This window comes from Rhodococcus sp. (in: high G+C Gram-positive bacteria) (genome assembly GCF_049299235.1).
Lineage (GTDB): Bacteria > Actinomycetota > Actinomycetes > Mycobacteriales > Mycobacteriaceae > Rhodococcus.
Genome location: NZ_JBAQXC010000258.1, coordinates 1 through 18,709, shown reverse-complemented (window position 1 = coordinate 18,709; position 18,709 = coordinate 1). Strand labels below are relative to the sequence as shown.

Annotated in this window: 16 protein-coding genes and 1 pseudogene; 4 read left to right on the top strand and 13 right to left on the bottom strand. The window is 68.7% G+C overall.

All coding sequences use genetic code 11. The annotated features are described in order from the left end of the window. From WAX14_RS15330 to dapE, 5 genes and pseudogenes are all read right to left on the bottom strand, one after another. A pseudogene (locus tag WAX14_RS15330) lies at positions 1–240 on the bottom strand (hypothetical protein); the annotation flags it as partial. Positions 241–316: 76 nt separating this feature from the next. After that, positions 317–2,095 (bottom strand): long-chain-acyl-CoA synthetase, encoded by a 1,779-nt coding sequence (locus tag WAX14_RS15325; RefSeq protein WP_422628909.1) that lies wholly within the window; start codon positions 2,093–2,095, stop codon positions 317–319. Between the two features lie 97 nt (positions 2,096–2,192). After that, a complete protein-coding gene (locus WAX14_RS15320) occupies positions 2,193–2,786 on the bottom strand; it encodes a TIGR00730 family Rossman fold protein (protein ID WP_422628908.1) in 594 nt (197 codons plus the stop codon). Beyond that, positions 2,780–3,583 carry a TIGR00730 family Rossman fold protein gene (locus WAX14_RS15315; protein ID WP_422628907.1) on the bottom strand — a complete coding sequence of 268 codons (804 nt, stop codon included), beginning with the start codon at positions 3,581–3,583 and terminating at the stop codon, positions 2,780–2,782. Before WAX14_RS15315 ends, WAX14_RS15320 begins: the two co-directional genes overlap by 7 nt. A 10-nt stretch (positions 3,584–3,593) precedes the next feature. Next, positions 3,594–4,670: a succinyl-diaminopimelate desuccinylase gene (gene dapE, locus WAX14_RS15310; RefSeq protein ID WP_422628906.1), complete on the bottom strand. Its 1,077-nt coding sequence runs from the start codon at positions 4,668–4,670 to the stop codon at positions 3,594–3,596. Between the two features lie 77 nt (positions 4,671–4,747). On the opposite strand from dapE, the gene dapD reads away from it, so the two are divergent. After that, positions 4,748–5,701 carry a 2,3,4,5-tetrahydropyridine-2,6-dicarboxylate N-succinyltransferase gene (dapD, locus tag WAX14_RS15305; RefSeq protein WP_422628905.1) on the top strand — a complete coding sequence of 318 codons (954 nt, stop codon included), beginning with the start codon at positions 4,748–4,750 and terminating at the stop codon, positions 5,699–5,701. 56 nt (positions 5,702–5,757) lie between these two features. Continuing rightward, the gene (locus tag WAX14_RS15300) at positions 5,758–7,149 is read left to right on the top strand and encodes an amino acid permease (protein ID WP_422628904.1); all 1,392 of its coding nucleotides are present in this window, start codon (positions 5,758–5,760) and stop codon (positions 7,147–7,149) included. A 28-nt stretch (positions 7,150–7,177) separates the two neighbouring features. Here the strand turns inward: WAX14_RS15300 and WAX14_RS15295 are convergent, their stop codons facing one another. The 8 genes from WAX14_RS15295 to WAX14_RS15260 form a co-directional block, all read right to left on the bottom strand. Continuing rightward, positions 7,178–8,788, bottom strand: a complete 1,611-nt coding sequence (locus WAX14_RS15295) for a hypothetical protein (protein WP_422628903.1) — start codon at positions 8,786–8,788, stop codon at positions 7,178–7,180. A 97-nt stretch (positions 8,789–8,885) separates the two neighbouring features. Continuing rightward, positions 8,886–10,166 carry a PucR family transcriptional regulator gene (locus WAX14_RS15290; protein WP_422628902.1) on the bottom strand — a complete coding sequence of 427 codons (1,281 nt, stop codon included), beginning with the start codon at positions 10,164–10,166 and terminating at the stop codon, positions 8,886–8,888. A gap of 138 nt (positions 10,167–10,304) precedes the next feature. Continuing rightward, on the bottom strand, positions 10,305–11,735 hold the full coding sequence (locus WAX14_RS15285) for an acyl-CoA synthetase (protein WP_422628901.1): 1,431 nt from the start codon (positions 11,733–11,735) through the stop codon (positions 10,305–10,307). A 28-nt stretch (positions 11,736–11,763) separates the two neighbouring features. Next, positions 11,764–12,438, bottom strand: coding sequence for a rhomboid family intramembrane serine protease (locus tag WAX14_RS15280; protein ID WP_422628900.1), 675 nt, complete (start codon positions 12,436–12,438; stop codon positions 11,764–11,766). A 50-nt stretch (positions 12,439–12,488) separates the two neighbouring features. Next, positions 12,489–13,598: a succinyldiaminopimelate transaminase gene (gene dapC, locus WAX14_RS15275; RefSeq protein ID WP_422628911.1), complete on the bottom strand. Its 1,110-nt coding sequence runs from the start codon at positions 13,596–13,598 to the stop codon at positions 12,489–12,491. A gap of 13 nt (positions 13,599–13,611) precedes the next feature. Then, a complete protein-coding gene (gene fdxA / locus WAX14_RS15270; RefSeq protein ID WP_422628899.1) occupies positions 13,612–13,935 on the bottom strand; it encodes a ferredoxin in 324 nt (107 codons plus the stop codon). A 156-nt stretch (positions 13,936–14,091) separates the two neighbouring features. Beyond that, positions 14,092–16,692 carry a bifunctional FO biosynthesis protein CofGH gene (locus tag WAX14_RS15265; protein ID WP_422628898.1) on the bottom strand — a complete coding sequence of 867 codons (2,601 nt, stop codon included), beginning with the start codon at positions 16,690–16,692 and terminating at the stop codon, positions 14,092–14,094. Between the two features lie 46 nt (positions 16,693–16,738). Further along, on the bottom strand, positions 16,739–16,933 hold the full coding sequence (locus tag WAX14_RS15260) for a hypothetical protein (RefSeq protein WP_422628897.1): 195 nt from the start codon (positions 16,931–16,933) through the stop codon (positions 16,739–16,741). Positions 16,934–17,074: 141 nt separating this feature from the next. Here WAX14_RS15260 and WAX14_RS15255 point away from each other — a divergent pair, with 141 nt between their 5' ends. Then, the gene (locus WAX14_RS15255) at positions 17,075–17,596 is read left to right on the top strand and encodes a PH domain-containing protein (protein ID WP_422628896.1); all 522 of its coding nucleotides are present in this window, start codon (positions 17,075–17,077) and stop codon (positions 17,594–17,596) included. A gap of 113 nt (positions 17,597–17,709) precedes the next feature. Further along, a partial coding sequence (locus tag WAX14_RS15250; RefSeq protein WP_422628910.1) for a PH domain-containing protein occupies positions 17,710–18,709 on the top strand: 1,000 nt, incomplete at its 3' end.

The window sequence follows — 18,709 nt, the reverse complement described above, 5'->3', positions numbered from 1 at the left end:
GCGGTCGTAGAACGAGTCCGGGGTGCGATTGACGATCGCCATCACCAACGCGCGGTCGGTCGCGACGGGCCGCGCGCACAAGGTCGGCAGCGGGCCACCCGGCGACCGCACGGGAGCATCGGGCGCTGTCGGGGTGTGCTCGGGCACGGAGCGCGCGCAGCGACTCGGGGTGTCGCCGGAGGCACTTGGGGTGTCGCCGGAGGCACTTGGGGTGTCGCCGGAGGCGACGGGGCCGATCATGACCCCATCCTGGCACGCACCGGAAACACGCGGAGTCGAGGTCCGGCCACCAGTGGCACCCGGACCTCGTGCACCGTCAGTGCGAGGTGGGCAATTCACCTCGTGCGACTGCCTCGGCGTAACCATCGTAGGCGGGCCGGTAGCCTCCGGACCGTCCGTCGAGGACGTACAACGGGTCGTCGCCGACCTTCGAGAATCCTTCGTTGCGCAAATCCACCTTGCGGCTTTTGAACGTGCTGGTGTGTTCGAGTTCGTCGACGATCCGCACGAACAACGGCACCGCGTATATCGGAAGCGCCCCGAGCAGTTCGTCGGCGAGTCGAGCGCCGTCGAGTTCCGCGCCCGGATGCAGTGTCACCGCAGCCATCCCGGCACGGCCGTCGGCCCCGGGAACCTCGACACCGTAGACGACGGCTTCGGCTACGGCGTCGTGCCCGGAAACAGCTCCCTCGACCTCGGTGGTCGCGACGTTCTCGCCCTTCCACCGGAAGGTGTCGCCGAGGCGGTCGACGAACGCGACGTGCATGAATCCCTGGCTGCGCACGAGGTCGCCGGTGTCGAACCAGGCGTCGCCGTCGGCGAATCCGCCGCGCACCAGTTTCGCTTCGGAGGCGTCGGGGTCGGTGTAGCCGTCGAAGGGGGCCCGGTCGGTGACCTTGGCGAGCAGCAATCCCACCTCCCCGGTGCCGACGCGGCGCAGTTTGCCGTCCGAGGCACGACGAGCCTTGCCGGTATCGTGGTCGTAGTCGACGACGGCGTACGGCAGCGGGCACATTCCGGCGGTGTGCGTCTGGTTGAGCGCGTTGACGAAGGCGATGTTGCATTCACTGGCGCCGTAGAATTCGGCGATCCGGTCGATCCCGAACCGTTCGGTGAACTCGTTCCACAGTTCGGGGCGCATCCCGTTGCCGACGACGAGCCGGATCCCGTTGTCCCGGTCGTCGGGCCGGGGCGGCTGGTTCAGCAGGTACCGGCAGACCTCGCCGATGTAGATGAATGCGGTCGCACCGTTGCGTTTCGCATCCACCCAGAATCCCGAGGCCGAGAATTTGCGGCCGAGTGCGAGCGTCGCGCCGGAGGCCAGCACCGACGACAGCGCGACCGTCAGGGCATTGTTGTGGTACAGCGGCAGGCAGCAGTACAAGGTGTCGTCGCGGCGCAACCGAACACCGAGGCTGCCGAGACCGGACATCGATTTGAGCCAGCGGTAGTGACTCATCCGGCTGGCCTTGGGCAGGCCGGTCGTGCCGGAGGTGAAGATGTAGAAGGCGGTGGTGTGCGCCTGCAGGCGTTCGGTGGCCGCGGGGTTCGCGGCGTCGGCATCTGCGGCGAGGGCATCGAGTTCACCGATGCGCAGGAGATCGCCGGTCTGCGGTGCCCCGTCGAGGGAGTCGACGGCGTCCTCGCATTCCTCACCGACGACGAGCACGCGGCTGTCGAGGAGACCGAGGCTGTGCGCGAGCACGTGCCCACGCTGGTTGTAGTTGAGCATCCCTGCGGCGGCACCGAGTTTGACCGCGGCGAGCGTGACCAGCAGCGCCTCGGGCCGGTTCTTCATGAGGATGCCGACGACGTCGCCGGTCTGCACCCCGCGCTGCGCCAAGACGCTCGCGTAACGGTTGACCTGAGCGTTGGCAACTCCGTAGCTGAGTGTGTCCCCTTCGAACCGAAGGAACGGACGTTCCGGTCGTCGGTCGGCGACGCGCTGGAAGACCAGGCCGATCGATTCGCGTGCGTCGGGCCTGCGGGTCAGTCCCAGTGCGCCACGCAGGAGGCTGGGCAGGTCCGGCAGCATCGCCGGGAGCTGGCCGGCGAGGCCCAGCAGGGAGATGGTCGATTTGTGCTCGGTGGTCACAGGCGTCCTCTCGGAGGGGTCGGCACACCGCATCGAAGTGCGTCGTCGGCAATTCAACCTACTTGAGAGTAAGCACACTGGCGAGAGGTTCGGGGTGCTAGCTTGCCTCGCCTGCCGCACACCGATCCAGCGCATCGGCGATCTCCGTTGTGACCTGCAGCCCGTCGAGCGCGCGCTGCGCGACGAACCCGGTACCGACCATTGCCCGGAGCCACTCGAGCAGCAGTGCGTAGTGCCCCATCGGATCGAGCAGCACCACCGGCTTACCGTGCATGCCCAGGTAGCCGGCCGTCCACGTTTCGAACAGTTCCTCGAGGGTGCCGATCCCACCGGGCAACGCGATGAACGCGTCCGACCGATCCTCCATCACCCGCTTGCGTTCACGCATGGTGTCGGTGACGATCAGCTCGCCCGCGTCGACGTCGGCGACCTCGCGGTGCACCAGCGCTTTCGGGATCACTCCGACAGTGTGCGCGCCGGCCACGCGGGCGGCGTCGGCGACCGCGCCCATCATCGACACGTTGCCGCCACCGGACACCAACTGCCAGCCGCGCCGACCGATCTCGGTACCCACCGCCGCGGCCAGTTCCAGATATTTCCCGTCGACCGGCCCGGACGCGCAGTACACGCACACCGACAGCACGGGCGGCGCTTCGTCCGTCGAGCCGACCGGCGGCGCCCCGTTCACCACGACGTGGTCTCCTCGTACCGTGATGCCGGATCGTCCCCGCGATGTGCCTCGACGACGATCCGCACCGCGTCCTCGACACTGTCGGTGACCGACAACAGATCCAGGTCGCCGGGCGAGATCTTCCCTGAGCGCACCATGACGTCACCGATCCAGTCGAGCAGACCCGACCAATAGTCGGAGCCGAGCAGGACGATCGGGAACCGGGTGATCTTGTGGGTTTGCACGAGCGTGACGGCCTCGAACAGTTCGTCGAGCGTCCCGAATCCGCCGGGAAGACAGATGAACGCCTGCGAGTACTTGACGAACATCGTCTTGCGCGCGAAGAAGTAGCGGAAGTTCAGACCCAGATCGACCCACTCGTTGAGGGACTGCTCGAACGGCAACTCGATACCGAGTCCGATCGAGAACCCACCGGATTCGCTGGCACCGCGATTCGCGGCTTCCATCGCCCCGGGACCGCCGCCGGTGACAACCGCGTAGCCTGCCCCGACCAGCGCCGCACCGAGTTCCCGCCCCAAGGTGTACTCGGGGTGGTCCTCCGGTGTGCGCGCGGACCCGAACACCGCGACCGCGCGGGGCACCTCGGCGAGCGCCCCGAATCCTTCGACGAATTCGCTCTGGATACGCAGCACCCGCCAGGGGTCCGTGTGCACCCAGTCGGAGGGTCCACGACGATCCAGCAGTCGCTGGTCCATCGTGCTCGTTTCGATCGCGCGATCCCCGCGCAACTGCACCGGCCCGCGCTGAACGACCTTGGCACGGGACTCACGCCCGCCCGAATCGGTATCGCCTGACATGGACGTCACGCTATCGGGACAGGTAGTCGCGGAGCACCGCGGCCACGTCCGTGATCTGCCGGACCGGAACGTGCTCGTCACGCTTGTGCGCGAGATTCGGGTCGCCGGGCCCGTAGTTCACGGCGGGGATGCCGAGCGCGGCGAACCGCGAGACGTCGGTCCAGCCGTACTTCGCGCGGAACCGGCCGCCTGCGGCGTCGACCAGCGCGGCCGCCGCCGGATCGGACAAGCCGGGAAGTGCCCCGGGCGAAGCGTCGGTGAGTTCGAGCGTGACGTCGAGACCGTCGAACACCTCCCGCACGTGCGCGAGTGCCTGGTCGACGGTGCGGTCGGGCGCGAACCGGAAGTTGATGTCGACGTCGGCGGCGTCGGGCACCACATTGCCCGCGACACCACCGGTGATGCGGACCGCCGACAATCCTTCCCGGTATACGCAGCCGTCGATGTCCACCGACCGCGCCGGGTACTGCGCCAACCGCTCCAGCACCGGGGCGAGCCGGTGGATCGCATTGTCCCCGAGCCACGACCGGGCCGAGTGCGCCCGCACCCCGGACGTGGTCAGCCGCACCCGCAGCGTGCCCTGGCATCCCGCCTCGATCTGACCGGCCGTCGGTTCGCCGAGGATCGCGACGTCCGCGGCCAGCCAGTCCGGCAGGTCCTGCTCGATCCGGCCGAGACCGTTGAACTGCGCGGCGATTTCCTCGCAGTCGTAGAACACGAGCGTCAGGTCGTGTGCGGGATCGGTGATCGTCGCGGCGAGGTGCAGGAACACCGCGTCGCCCGACTTCATGTCGACGGTGCCGCAGCCCCACAGCAGATCACCGTCCCGACGGGACGGGACGTTGTCGGCGATCGGCACCGTGTCCAGGTGCCCGGCGAGCATCACCCGGCTGCCCAGGCCACGATTCGTGCGGGCGAGTACCGCGTTGCCGCTGCGCACCACCTCGAACCCGGACGTCTGCTCGCGCAGAGCGGCCTCGACGAGGTCGGCGATCACCGCCTCGTCCTGCGACACGCTGGGAATGTCCACCAGCGCGGCGGTCAGGTCGACGGGATCGGCGTGCAGGTCCAGGCGCGGCAGGGGCATAGCTGCACGATACGGAAATGCCGGTCTTTCGCAGGGCACGCGCGGCCGTGCGGGGTGCTCGCGTAATCTTCTCGACCGTGAGTGCACTCGGAGCTTCAGCAGTAGGCATCGCGAACATCGCGGCGGACGGCACCGTCCTCGACACCTGGTACCCGGCTCCCACGCTGGGCGAACACGGTGAGACGGGCACGCAGCGACTCGACGGCACCGATATCCCGTCGGACCTGGCACTGCTCGTCGGCACCGACGAAGCCCGCGAGGTTTCCCAGGTCGTGGTCCGCACCACGATCGCGGATCTGTCCCAGGCTCCGGTCGACGCGCACGACGCATACCTGCGTCTGCATCTGCTCTCGCACCGCCTGGTGCGGCCTCACGGACAAAACCTCGACGGAATTTTCGGCCTGCTCGCCAACGTCGTGTGGACGAACTTCGGCCCGTGCGCGGTCGAGAACTTCGAGACCGTGCGGTCGCGGCTGCGTATCCGCGGTCACGTCACCGTGTTCGGGGTCGACAAGTTCCCGCGCATGGTCGACTATGTCGTGCCGTCCGGAGTGCGCATCGCCGACGCCGACCGCGTGCGACTCGGCGCGCACCTCGCGTCCGGCACCACCGTCATGCACGAAGGTTTCGTGAACTTCAACGCGGGCACCCTCGGCAGTTCGATGGTCGAGGGCCGGATCTCCGGCGGCGTGGTCGTCGACGACGGCTCCGATGTCGGTGGCGGCGCCTCGATCATGGGCACGCTCTCGGGCGGTGGCAAGGAAGTCATCTCGATCGGGAAGCGCTGCCTGCTCGGCGCCAATGCCGGCGTCGGAATCTCGCTCGGCGACGACTGCATCGTCGAGGCCGGGTTGTACATCACCGCAGGCACCAAGGTCACCGGCCCGGACGGCACCGTCGTCAAGGCTAAGGATCTCAGTGGCGCATCGAACCTGCTGCTGCGCCGCAACTCGGTCAGCGGCGCCGTCGAGGTCGTGCCCAACAAGGGCGCCGGGGTCGAACTGAACGCGGCGCTGCACGCCAACGACTGAGGCGGCTGCCGCCGACCCGGAGACAAACGAGCACCAGCGAACAACCGAGCACAGCAATGACGAATGCGGAACACCCCCGAACTGAAGACGACGATCTCGGCACCGGCCTGAAGGTCCGGCATCTGACGATGATGGGGCTCGGTTCCGCCATCGGCGCCGGTCTGTTCCTCGGGTCCGGTGTCGGCATCGCTGCCGCCGGCCCCGCGGTGATCGTCTCGTATCTCCTCGCCGGCATCATGATCATCTTCGTGATGCGGATGCTCGGCGAGATGGGCGCCGCCCTGCCGGCGAGCGGCTCGTTCTCCCACTACGCGCGCATCGGGATCGGCGAATGGGCCGGCTTCGTGATGGGCTGGCTCTACTGGTTCATGTTGATCATGGTGCTCGGCGTCGAGATCACCGGCGCGTCGAGCATTGTGAACTCGTGGGTCCCCGGGGTCCCGCAATGGGTGATCGCGCTGGTGTTCGTCACCTTCTTCGCGATCGTCAACCTCGCGAAGGTCGCGAACTTCGGTGAGTTCGAATTCTGGTTCGCCGCGCTGAAAGTGGCCGTGATCGTCGGGTTCCTCGTCATCGGGGTCCTGCTGGTGTTCGGTCTGCTCCCCGGGACCGAACCGGTCGGGCTGACCCACTTGCTCGGCGACGGCGACGGATTCGCGCCCAACGGTATCGCCGGAATCGCCGCGGGACTGCTCGCGGTCGCCTTCGCGTTCGGCGGCATCGAGATCGTGACGATCGCCGCCGCGGAGTCCCGCGACCCGGAACGGTCCATCGCGACCGCGGTGCGCACCGTCGTCTGGCGCATCAGTCTGTTCTATCTGGGATCCATCGCGATCATGGTGCTGGTGCTGCCGTGGACGGTCGCCGGCGACAGCGACGATTCGCCGTTCGTCTCCGTGCTCGATGTCGCCGGTCTCCCGTATGTGTCCGGGTTCATGGAACTCGTCGTCGTGGTGGCGCTGCTGTCGGCATTCAACGCGAACGTCTACGGAACATCGCGGATGGCGTTCGCGCTCTCCCGCGGTGGCGACGGCCCCGCCGTCCTCGGCACACTCTCGCGCACCGGGGTTCCGCGCAACGCCGTGCTGCTGTCGGTGTTCTTCGGTTTCGTCAGCGTGCTGTTGAACTGGCTCCTGCCGGATACGCTGCTCGGCATCCTGCTCAACGCGGTCGGTTCGGCGCTGCTCGCGGTCTGGATTTTCATCGTCGTCGCACAGTTGCGGCTGCGGCCTCGATTCGAGCGCGAAGGCGTACTCACCGTCCGCATGTGGCTGTTCCCCTACCTGAGCTGGTTCACGCTCGCACTGCTCGGGGCGTTCATCGTCCTGATGTTGTTCGACGACAGCGCTCGCATCCAGCTGCTGTCGACACTCGTACTGTTCCTGGTGATCGCGCTGATCGGCCGGATCTGGCAGCGGCGGCACGGTAAGGCCACAGCGACGCGGTAGTCGCACCCGTCGGATCGGCCGGTCCTGCTCAATTCGCGCGGTCGGCGAGCGCACTGACGAAGATCGCCGAGAGATCGCCGGGCTCGCGCGCGCTATAGCTCGTTCCGCCGGTGACCTCGGAGATCGCGGCAAGCGCATCCGCGTCGGCGTCGGCGGTGATGCCGACGGTGACGATCACGACCGGTCGCGCCGGATTCAGCTCGCGTTCGAGTGTTGCGAGCAGTTCTTGCCTGCCGATGCTGCTCGACCCGTCATCACGCCCGTCGGTCAGCACGATGACGCTGTTGATCGCGCGCGGATCATAGGTGTCCTGCATGTGCCGGAACGCGGCGAGAGTGGTGTCGTAGAGCGCGCTGCGATCGGCCACCGCCCCGGCCACCGTCGGGCTGAGCGAGTTCATCAGGTCCCGGTGCGCATGCCCGTCCACGACGTCGTCGAGTCGCCGGATGGGCTGTACCTCCCGATGGTCCTGGCCCCCGCCGCCGATATCGTCGGCGAACACCCACAGGCCGGCCTGCACGCTGCCGGGGAACATCGCGGTCCCCGAACGCGCCGCTTCCTCGATGAGTTGCATGAGCGTGGCGTCGCCGACCGGTCGGTTCATCGAGCCCGAGACGTCGACGACGACGAGGGTGCGGATCGGCAGCGCCAGCACCGCCCAGGCCTGGAGTACTTCCTGCGCCATGCTTTCGTCGCTGAGCGTCATCGTGGTGACCTCACCGAGCCCGGAACCGTCGGGCAGGGGGTGCCCAGCAGGATCACGGAAACCGTGATCACCGAAGACATCCTGAGCCCAGTGCGTGGTGAACACACCCGCGAGTTCCTGGGCCGCAGCGGTCGCGTCGCGGTGACGATCCGGCTCCGGGGACGTCACCACCAGCGAGTAGTCGAGCAGAATGCTGCCGTTGTCCGGCACCGCGGCCTCGAGCACGGAACCGTCGCCGTTCGATCGGTACGCCTGAAATTGCTGTTCGGTGGCGACGCCGACGCCACCGTCCGTCACGATCAGATCGAACAGGACGGATCCGGTCGGCGGCTCGTCGGTGTGGTCGCTTTCGCGTTGCGCGAGCGGTGCCATCACGGTGCGGACGGTTCCCACCGCGACCGGGTCGTTCTCGGTTTCGGCCAGCGCGGCCCGGATCGGGGCGCCCGCGATTCCGGTGCGCAACGGATTACCCGGGCGCAGACTCGGCAGAGCGAGCGCGGCACGCCACGACGCTACCTCGGGCATTTCCCCGGCGCGGCCGACGAGAAGCGCCGGGGTGGTCGCTATCGGGCCGAGGATCGTCTGCACCGGACCCGACGCGACGGCCGTCGCTCGGGCAGCCCACGATCCGGAATCGGGAATCCACAGGTCGGGTGCGCCCTCACCGGTTCCGAGCAGACCCACGACATCGCCAGGTTCGGCAACCGAGACGGTGAAGTGCCTGCAGCCGGTATCGGCACGGTCGAGGACGTCAGCGACCGCGTTCTCGGCGCCCGGAGCCACGGCCAGGGTGTATGCGTCGACGGTGTCGCACCTGTTCTGCCAGGCACGGACCGCTCCGGCCACACCGGCGCCGAACCCGGACAGGACGACGACGGCCACGACATATGCCACGATCCGCCGCGCGGGGCCACGCGTCCGTGCTTCCGGCACCGACATACGACTCCCTCCCCGACCGCCGAGCCGACCGACTACCGGAGTGCCCCGGCTTCGGCATTGGCCACACCTTATCGGTCAGGAGACGAAATCGTTACAACATCGTGAGGTCGTCACCTTGCTCGGTGGCAATTCCTTCCAACCTGCGGGCCACGATCGCCGCCTGCAACTGCCTCAGCCCGGATGGTCGCGTCGGATCGAAGCCGGTCAGCTGCGCGATGCGCTTGAGCCGATAGTCGACGGTATTGGCGTGGACGTGGAGTGTGCGTGCGGTGAGCTGACGGCTCAGGTCGTGCACGATGTGAGTCTCGAGCGTCTCCACGAGTTCCGGGCTGTCATCGAGCGGTTCGAGTACCCGCGCCAGATACTCGCGCGCCGGCCCGGGGCGGGTGAGCTGGTATTCGAGCGCGAGATCCTGCATGCGGTACAGCCCGGCCGAGCGGCCGAGTTGACGGACCAGGTCGAGTAGTTCGTGGGCCTGCTGTGCGCCCGCAGGCACCTCGGCGACCGCCGCATGGACCAGTGCGATCGTCACCGGCACCCCGGCAACGGTCTCGATACGCTCGCGCAACATCGCGATGGACTCGTCGCTGTGTACGTCCGCGAGCAGCACCGTGCCCCCTTCCGGACCGAGCAGCGACAGCTGACGTCCCTCGCACACCGCTTCCAACTCGACCTCGACACGGCGCAGTGTGCGGCGTGCGACGACATCCTGTCGCACGTGCGGGTTCCGGGTGTCGGGGTGGCGGTCGAGCGCCAGGCCGAGCACGGCGTACCCGTCGGCGAGTTCGAGCCCGGACCGGCGCGCGACCGCTGCGGCGTCCTGGCCGCTCAACAGGGCGGTGACCAGTTCCTGCGCCGCGACGTCCCGCTCCCGCTTGATCGCGTCGAGTTCGGCCACGAAACCGGTGGTGGCGGCGACGGTGACACGCTCCACGAGCGCCATCCACATCGTGGATGCGGCGGTGACCGACTCGATGTCACCCGCCCCGGCACGCTCGGTCACGAGTTCCCATCCGAAGCGGATCCCCTCGTGGTAGATGCGCAACATGTATTCGAGCCGGAAGCCCGCACGCGCCCACTGTGCGGCACTGCTTCGCAACTCGGCCAGGTCGGAGTCCGACGGCAACTCACCCGAATCGAGCAGGTGGATCGCGATGCGCAGGCACCGGACGGTGACCTCCGTGACGTCGCCGCGCAGCGACTCACCGGGCCGCAACGAGCACGGCGCGACGTGGTCCGCTAAGTGCGCCACGAGTTTGCGTGCGACCGCAGGTAGGTCACGAAGCGGCACCGACGCCGGCTTCCCGTCGACGACGAAGGCCGGTTCGCCGCCCCCCGGAACCACCGGACGCACGTGATCGGTCACAGACATGCTCGAACCCCCCAATGAGTAGACGTACCTACTGTGCAGAAACAATCCGCTTTCGGAGGCGGAATGCGCAACTCCGCTTCACCGACTCCCCGCCCGGAATTCCTCCGGCCCGCGTCCGTCGAATCCGTGCGGTGGACGCTACCGACACAACAGGTTCTTTTGCACCTTCCCCATCGCATTGCGGGGAAGGCCCCCCACCACCCGCACCTCACGCGGGCGCTTGTGCTTCGAAAGTTGTTCCCCGACAAGCTCGATCAGCTCGTTCTTATCGACGGGCCGTCCTTCGGTTCGGGGCACGACGAACGCGACGATGCGCTGCCCCAGATCGTCGTCGGGCACGCCGACGACGGCGACCTCTCGCACCGCCGGATGCCCGAGAAGGACGGTTTCGATTTCCCCGGCGCCGATCCGGAACCCGCCCGATTTGATCAGATCGGTCGATTCGCGTCCGACGATCCGGTGGAATCCGTCGGGATCGATCACAGCGACGTCGCCGGTCACGAACCAGCCGTCGCCCGTCAGCGCCGCGGCAGTGGCATCCGGACGGTTCAGGTAGCCGTCGAACAGCATCGGCCCGCGAACCTGCAATACGCCGATGCTCTCACCGTCGTGCGCCACCTCGCCGCCGTGCTCGTCCCGTAGCCGGGTGCGGACGCCGTGCACCGGGGTACCCACCCATCCCGGGCGGCGCTCGCCGTCGACGCGGGTGCTCAACGTCAGCATCGTCTCGCTCATCCCGTATCGCTCGATCGGGGCCAGTCCGGTCAGCTCGCGCAACCGTTCGAACACCGGCACCGGCAGCGGCGCACTCCCGGACACCAGCAACCGCGCCCCACTCAGCGCCCGCGCCGACTCCTCGTCCTCCACGACCCGCGACCACACCGTCGGCACCCCGAAATACAGGGTTCCGCGCGCCTCGGCATAGGCCCGCGGTGTCGGCTTGCCGGTGTGGATCAACCGGCTGCCCACCCGGAGCGAACCGAGAACACCGAGGATCAGGCCGTGCACATGGAACAGCGGCAACCCGTGCACGAGCGTGTCCGCGCTCGACCATTCCCATGCCTGCGCGATCGCGTCGATTCCGGCGGCGACCGCGCGGCGACTCAGCAGCACCCCTTTCGGCGATCCCGTGGTACCCGAGGTGTAGAGCACGAACGCGATGCGAGCCGGATCCGGCTCGGGCAGCGCATGCCAGTCCCGCGCATGCAACCGCACCGCGATCACCGGCAACGGCGAGTCGGACTCTTCCGTGTCCGGTGCGGCACCCAACCAGGCCTGCGCGCCGGAATCGTTCAGGATGTGGGCGCGTTCGGCCGGTCCGGAATCCGGTGGCACCGGGACGACCGTCACACCGGCCAGCAGGGCGCCGACCACCGCGACGATCGTCGTCGCGGTCGGGGTCGCGAGCACCGCGACCCGCTCGGCCCGCGCGACCCGCGCCGCAACAGCGGTCGCGGCACCGAGGAGGTCGCTGCGGGACAGGGTGTGCCCGTCGATGCGGAGGGCGTCGGGAACGTCGTCGCCACGCGCGAGCGCGAGCGGGTTCAGCGAGGACAGGAGTGCAGACACGGAAATCACCTTCCCACAGCCGGACGACTCAAGTGCCGACGGCTGCCTTCAGGGCCGGACGCGCCGGCGGCATCACGGTGCCGAGCACGGCGCCGAGCAGCATGCCACCCAGCACCGCGACACCGTGTGCGTCGCCGATCAGCAGGAGCAGCGCGCCGATGGCGAGGACAGCCAGCGACGCCACCAACTCGATCCGGCGGGCACCGACCGCCAACCAGAGTCCCGCGGTCGCGGCAGCCAGGGTGAATGTCGCCGCCGAGCAACCGGCACCCGCGGACGGCGACACGAACGCCGTGAACAGCCCCCACAACAACTGACCGGTGAGAAACAACGCGATCGCACGGCCCGGACCCCACACACGCATGCCGGCAACCACCAGCACCGCGAGCAGTCCGAGGTTCCCGACTGTCGCGGCCACTCCCCCGTCCTGCACCAGGACCGACGTCATGACCCGCCACCATTCGCCGCTGTTGCGGATCTGCACCGGGTCGCGCCGGAACATCTCGTTCAGCGTGGGCAGGACGAGTTGCAGCAGGGAGGGGACCGCGACGACAAACCACAACACGGTCGCGGCGAGCGGAGGCGGCCACAGGAACGACCGGACGTCGCGCGCACCCGCCCACCGCAGTGCGAGCACCATCGCGAATACGGTGAACAGCACATAGAGCACCACCGAACGCGGGTCGTCGCCTGAGGTGCTCACGAGCGTCAATCTACCGTCGGGTGACCGCGTGTCCCGGTAGCCGAGTTCGCTCAGCCGAGCCGAGACGCGGCGACCGCGATCCTCTCGTCCGTCGCGGTGAGCGCGATCCGCACGTGCTGCACGCCACCGGGTCCGTAGAATTCGCCCGGGGCCACCAGAATTCCGCGCGCGGCGAACCAGTCGACGGTCGCGCGGCATGCCTCGCCGCGCGTCGCCCACAGGTACAGTCCCGCCTCGGAATGATCGACCGTGAATCCTGCGCCGCGCACCGCCGCGAGCAACACCTCGCGCCGGGCGCGGTATTTCTCCCGCTGGATGTTCTCCTGCTCGTCGTCGAGCAGCGCGGCCGTCATCGCGGACTGGATCGGTAACGGGAGCATCATGCCCGTGTGCTTGCGCACCTCGAGCAGTTCCGCGACCAGTTCGGCGTCGCCGGTGACGAACCCGGCGCGGTAACTGGCCAGATTGGACGTCTTCGACAGCGAATGCACGGCCAACAGGCCGGTGTGATCGCCGTCGCACACACTCGGGTGCAGGATGGAGCGCGCCTCACCCTCCCAGGTCAGGCCCAGGTAGCACTCGTCGGAGACGACGATCGCGCCGCGCCCGCGGGCCCAGTCGACGACCTTGCGCAGGTGGTCGAGGCCGAGCACTTTCCCGGTCGGGTTCGACGGCGAGTTCACGAACACCAGCGCAGCCCGCTCCGGGCCGAGCCGGTTGAGTCCGTCGGCGCGGATCAGCCGTGCCCCGGCGAGCAGGCCGCCGACCTCGTAGGTCGGGTATGCCAACTCCGGGATGACGACGAGATCCTCGGCGCCGAGCCCGAGGAGAGTCGGCAACCACGCGATCATCTCCTTGGTGCCGATGGCAGGCAGGATCGCCGACTCGACGAGACCGGTGACGCCGTATCGGCGGGCCAACGCACCGACGGCGGCGGCCCGCAGTTCGGGGGTGCCGTGCGTCGTCGGATATCCCGGTGCCTCCGAGACCGCGGCGAGCGCCGCCCGGATCGACGGAGCCACCGGGTCGACCGGCGTTCCGACGGACAGGTCGACGATCCCGCCGGGATGCGCCGCCGCCGTGTTCTTGGCGTCGGTCAGCGAATCCCAGGGGAAGTCCGGCAAGGTCTGGGCAACCGATCGGCGCGCGCGCGTGGTCACGGTGACGGTCAACTCATTCCTCGCCCATGGGCGGCAGTGCCTTGACGAACGGCGGGTCGTAGTCGACCTTGCCGAGCTTGGCTGCGCCACCGGGCGAACCAAGGTCGTCGAAGAAGTCGATGTTGGCCTTCACGTAGGCGGACCATTCGTCCGGCACGTCGTCCTCGTAGAAGATCGCCTCGACGGGGCACACCGGCTCGCACGCACCACAGTCGACGCATTCGTCGGGGTGGATGTACAGGCTGCGACCGCCCTCGTAGATGCAGTCGACGGGGCACTCTTCGATGCATGCCTTGTCCATCACGTCCACGCACGGCTCCGCAATCGTGTACGTCACTGCTGTGTTCCTGCCTCTCACTCTGTCCGCCGACCTGCGCGGCCCACCGAAGCGGCCACCCATGGCGACCGATGTCGTCCAGTATCCCCCGCCGGTCGAGTCGCCTCACGAATTAGGGTGCCCTGACCCTGCCGGAGGTGCTACTCGGGCTCGCAGTCAGACGACGGTTACGCCGATTCCGCGAGGTGCGTACGCCGTGGTGCGCTGCCGGGCGGTCCGCCCGATCCCCTCGGCGATCTCGACGAGTTCGGCGACGGTCTTCTCCGATCCGTGCTGCGAACCGGCCATCCGCGAGATGGTTTCCTCCATGAGTGTGCCGCCCAGATCGTTGGCTCCGCCCTGCAGCATCGCCCGGGTTCCGGCGACACCGAGTTTGACCCAACTCGTCTGGATGTTGTCGATCCGGCCGTGCAGCATGATCCGGGCCAGCGCGTGCGCCGCGCGGTTGTCGCGCATGGTCGGGCCGGGCCGGGACGCACCGGCCAGATACAGCGGCGAGGACTGGTGCACGAACGGCAGCAACACGAACTCGGTGAAACCACCGGTGCGGTCCTGGATTCCGCGCAGCACGTTCAGGTGACCCACCCAGTGATGCGGCTGGTCGACGTGTCCGTACATCATCGTCGAACTCGACCGCAGCCCCACCTCGTGTGCGGTGGTCACCACGTCGATCCATTCGGCGGTGGGAAGTTTGCCCTTGGTGAGCACCCAGCGCACCTCGTCGTCGAGGATCTCGGCGGCGGTGCCGGGAATGGTGTCCAGGCCCGCCTCGCGCAGTTCGATCAGCCAGTCGCGGGTGGGGATGCCGCTGCGCGAAACCCCGTTGGCGATCTCCATCGGCGAGAACGCGTGCACGTGCATCGACGGAACCCGCGCCTTGACCGCGCGCACCAGGTCCGCATACCCGGTGACCGGAAGCTCCGGGTCGATACCGCCCTGCATGCACACTTCGGTGGCGCCGGCGACATGTGCCTCCCATGCCCGGTCCGCAACCTCGTTCGCGGACAGGGTGAACGCGTCGGCATCACCCTTACGCTGCGCGAACGCGCAGAATCGACAGCCGGTGTAGCAAATGTTGGTGAAGTTGATGTTCCGGTTGATCACGTAGGTGACGTCGTCGCCGACTGTGTCGCGCCGCAGCGTGTCGGCGAGTGCGACGACCGCTTCGAGGCCCACGCCGTCGGCCGTCGCCAGTGCCAGGTACTCGGTGTCGGAGCACCCGGCGGGGTCGCGTTCGGCCGAGCGCAGCGCCGCGAGCACGTCGGTGTCGACTCGCACGGGCGCGCTCGCGCCGAGTGCGAGGACCTGGTCGCGCACGGTCTCCCAGTCACCGAATGCGCTGCCCAGATCCGAGCGGTGCTCGGTGTTGCGGCCGGTGACGTCGATCTCGGAGTTCAGGTCGACGCGGCCGGACGACTCCCAGTCGATGTCCGGTTCCTGCCACGGCAGCCCCGACGGGATCACGCCGCGTGCCAGCCCGGTCTCCGGGTCGGACAGCGCGCGCACGTGTGCGGCGACCCGTGGGTCGATCCAGGGCTGACCGGCCAGCACGTACTGCGGTTGCGCGGCGACCCGTTCCGTGAGGGCGAATCCGGCGTCCGCGCTGATCTGCGCGAGCGTGTCCAGATTCGGCCAGGGCCGCTCCGGATTGACGTGATCGGGGGTCAGCGGCGACACCCCGCCCCAGTCGTCGACGCCGGCGGCGAGCAGTGCCCGGCACTCGTCGTGTGCGACGAGGTTCGGTGGCGCCTGGATGCGCATCCCGGGGCCGAGAACCAGCCGGGTCACGGCGATCGCGGCCCGGAACTCGTCGAGCCCCGCGTCGTCGTGCTCACGCATCGCGGTGTCGTCCTTCGCCCGGAAGTTCTGCACAATGACTTCCTGAATATGGCCGAATGCCTTGTGCAACTTACGGATAGCGGCGATCGACTCGGCGCGTTCGGTGATCGTCTCACCGATGCCGACGAGGATGCCGGTGGTGAACGGCACCGAGAGCCGGCCGGCGTCGGTCAGTACCCGCAGACGCACCTGCGGATCCTTGTCGGGGCTGCCGTGGTGGCACTGCCCCTTCTCGGTGAACAACCGTTCGGAGGTGGTCTCCAGCATCATCCCCATCGACGGCGCGACCGGCTTGAGCCGCGAGATCTCCGCCCAGCTCATCACGCCCGGGTTCAGATGCGGCAGCAGTCCGGTTTCCTCGAGCACCCGGATCGCCATCGCCCGCACATAGTCGAGCGTCGAGTCGTAGCCGCGCTCGTCGAGCCACCGGCGCGCCTCGGGCCACCGTCCCTCCGGCCGGTCGCCGAGTGTGAACAGCGCTTCCTTGCAGCCGAGTACGGCCCCCTGTCGCGCGATCTCCAGGATCTCGTCCGGTTCGAGATACATGCCGTGACCCGCCGCGCGCAGCTTGCCCGGCACGGTGACGAATGTGCAGTAGTGGCACTTGTCCCGGCACAGCCGGGTGATCGGCACGAACACCTTCCGCGAATAGGTCACGGTGCCCGGACGCCCGGCGGCGAGCAAACCGGCGTCCCGCACCCGAGCCGCGGACCCGCACAGATCGTCGAGATCCGCACCCCGAGCCTGCAGCAGCACGGCCGCCTCGTCGACGTTGAGGGTCACCCCGTCGCGGGCCCGGCGCAACGCCCGCCGCATTCCCGGGACCGCCCGTTCCTCGGTCCGCCCGGTTGCGCCGGGACGAACCGACGGCAGGGGAAGGATCGTGACAGAAGTGTCGTCGTCAGCGGAGCAGGTCATTGGCCGATCATGCGCCACGGCTGCGACGTACGCCACCTCCGGGTGCTCAACCCCTGGGATAGTCCTCGTCCTCCGGTACGGTCCGGCTCTGTTCGAGAGCGTCCCCCGCATCGACTTCGAGGGGGACCTGCACCGGCAGGGCGTCGTCGTCGGCGTCGTCGTCGAACACGGCGGCGGCCTGCTCGATCCGATCGGCCTCGGGCAGTTCGGTGAATTCGCTGGTCTCGGCTGATTCGGTCATCGGAGTTCCTCCTCTGTCCACCGGGATCCGACCCCGTCCGTTGCGCACGTCTCCTGGTCGGCCGACGCGACCCAGCCTAGCGTGTAGAGCGACGACCGACGCCGCGGCGAACGACTGCGGCCACGCCGTGAGGAGTTGTCGATGACCGGTGCTGTGCCCCCACCCACACGTCCTGTCCCGGCGGTGATGGACGATCCCGCGTGGCGGCCGAGCCAGAGAGCCCGGGCCCTGTGGGCCGTGAACGCAGCGCTGCTGTGGGTGCCGGTCGTGGTCGCCCAGATCGTCTGGGCGCTCGTCGACAGCGGCCACGGCCCGTGGCAGGTCGCGGCTGCGGCCGCAACCGTCGTCCTGGCAGGTGTACACATCGGTGTCGTGCCGACATGGCGGTATCGGGTGCATCGCTGGGAAATCAGTGAGACCGCCGTCTACACCCGCTCCGGCTGGTTCACCCAGGAACGCCGCATCGCCCCGATCTCCCGGATCCAGACCGTCGACACCGAGCGCGGCCCCATCGACCGGTGGCTGGGGCTGGCCACGGTCACCGTCACCACCGCATCGTCGGCCGGTGCCGTGGAGATCACCGCACTGGACGTCGCGGTCGCCGATGCCACCGCGGCACGGCTCACCGAGATCGCAGGCCGGGGCGGAGTCGACGCGACGTGAGCATCGGCCCTGTCCCGCCCCAATCCGTCCCGCCCGAATCCGTCCCGCCCGAATCCGTCCCGCCCGAATCGGAGAGCCCCGCCGCGCTCGCCGCCGAGGCCGAAGCGCCGTGGCTGCGCCTGGACCGTCGGATGCTGTTGATCCATCCCGTCCAGGAGGTCCTCCGGCTGCTGCCCGTGCTCGCCGTGTCGGTGGTCGTCGGCAGCAGCAGCGGCAATCACGGGTGGGGGCTCGCGGTCGCCGCGGTACTTGTCGTCATCGGTCTGCTGCGCTGGTTCACGACCAGCTACCGGATCGGCCCCGCGCACGTCGAGTTGCGGCGCGGGCTGATCCAACGGCAGGTGCTGTCGATTCCGCGCAGTCGCATCCGGTCGGTCGACGTCGACCGTCGCGTCCTGCATCGACTGCTCGGGCTCGCATCGGTGCGGATCGGCACCGGCCAGGCCACCGGTGGCGGTCACGATCGCAACCGGTTCGAACTCGACGGCATCGCGATCGGCGCGGTACCGGCACTGCGCGAGGCACTGCTGTCCGCACACCTCTCTTCCGCCCACGGTTCCAGCGGTTCGGCAACTACCGGCTCGGCAGCCCCCGACCCCTCCCACATCGAACTGGCCCGGCTGCAGCCGTCCTGGGTGCGGTACGCACCGTTCTCCACGACCGGGCTCGTCGCGGTCGCCGCGGTCGTCGGCCTGGCGTTCCAGTACGGGATCGGGGAGACCCTCACCGAGTCCGGCACCGTGCGACGCGGCATCTCGTGGGCCACCGCGGCCGGACCCGTCGTCGCGGTCGCCGGCGCAATCGTGGTGCTGCTGACGGTCGCGAGCGCCGCGGCCTGCGTGCGGTACCTGCTGCTCTTCGGGAACCTGCTGCTCACCGACGACGGCCACGCACTCCGCATCGGCCACGGGTTGCTGCGGGTGCGGCACTCCACCCTGGATCGGGCGCGGCTGCGCGGCGTGGTGTTGCGCGAACCGCTCGCCCTGCGGATCGCAGGCGGTGCGCGCCTCGACGCGATCATGACCGGTGTCGCGGCCGAGCGCGGCGAATCGTCGCTGCTACTGCCCTCGGCTCCGGCAGTCGACGCGCATCGCGTCGCGACGGCGGTGGTGC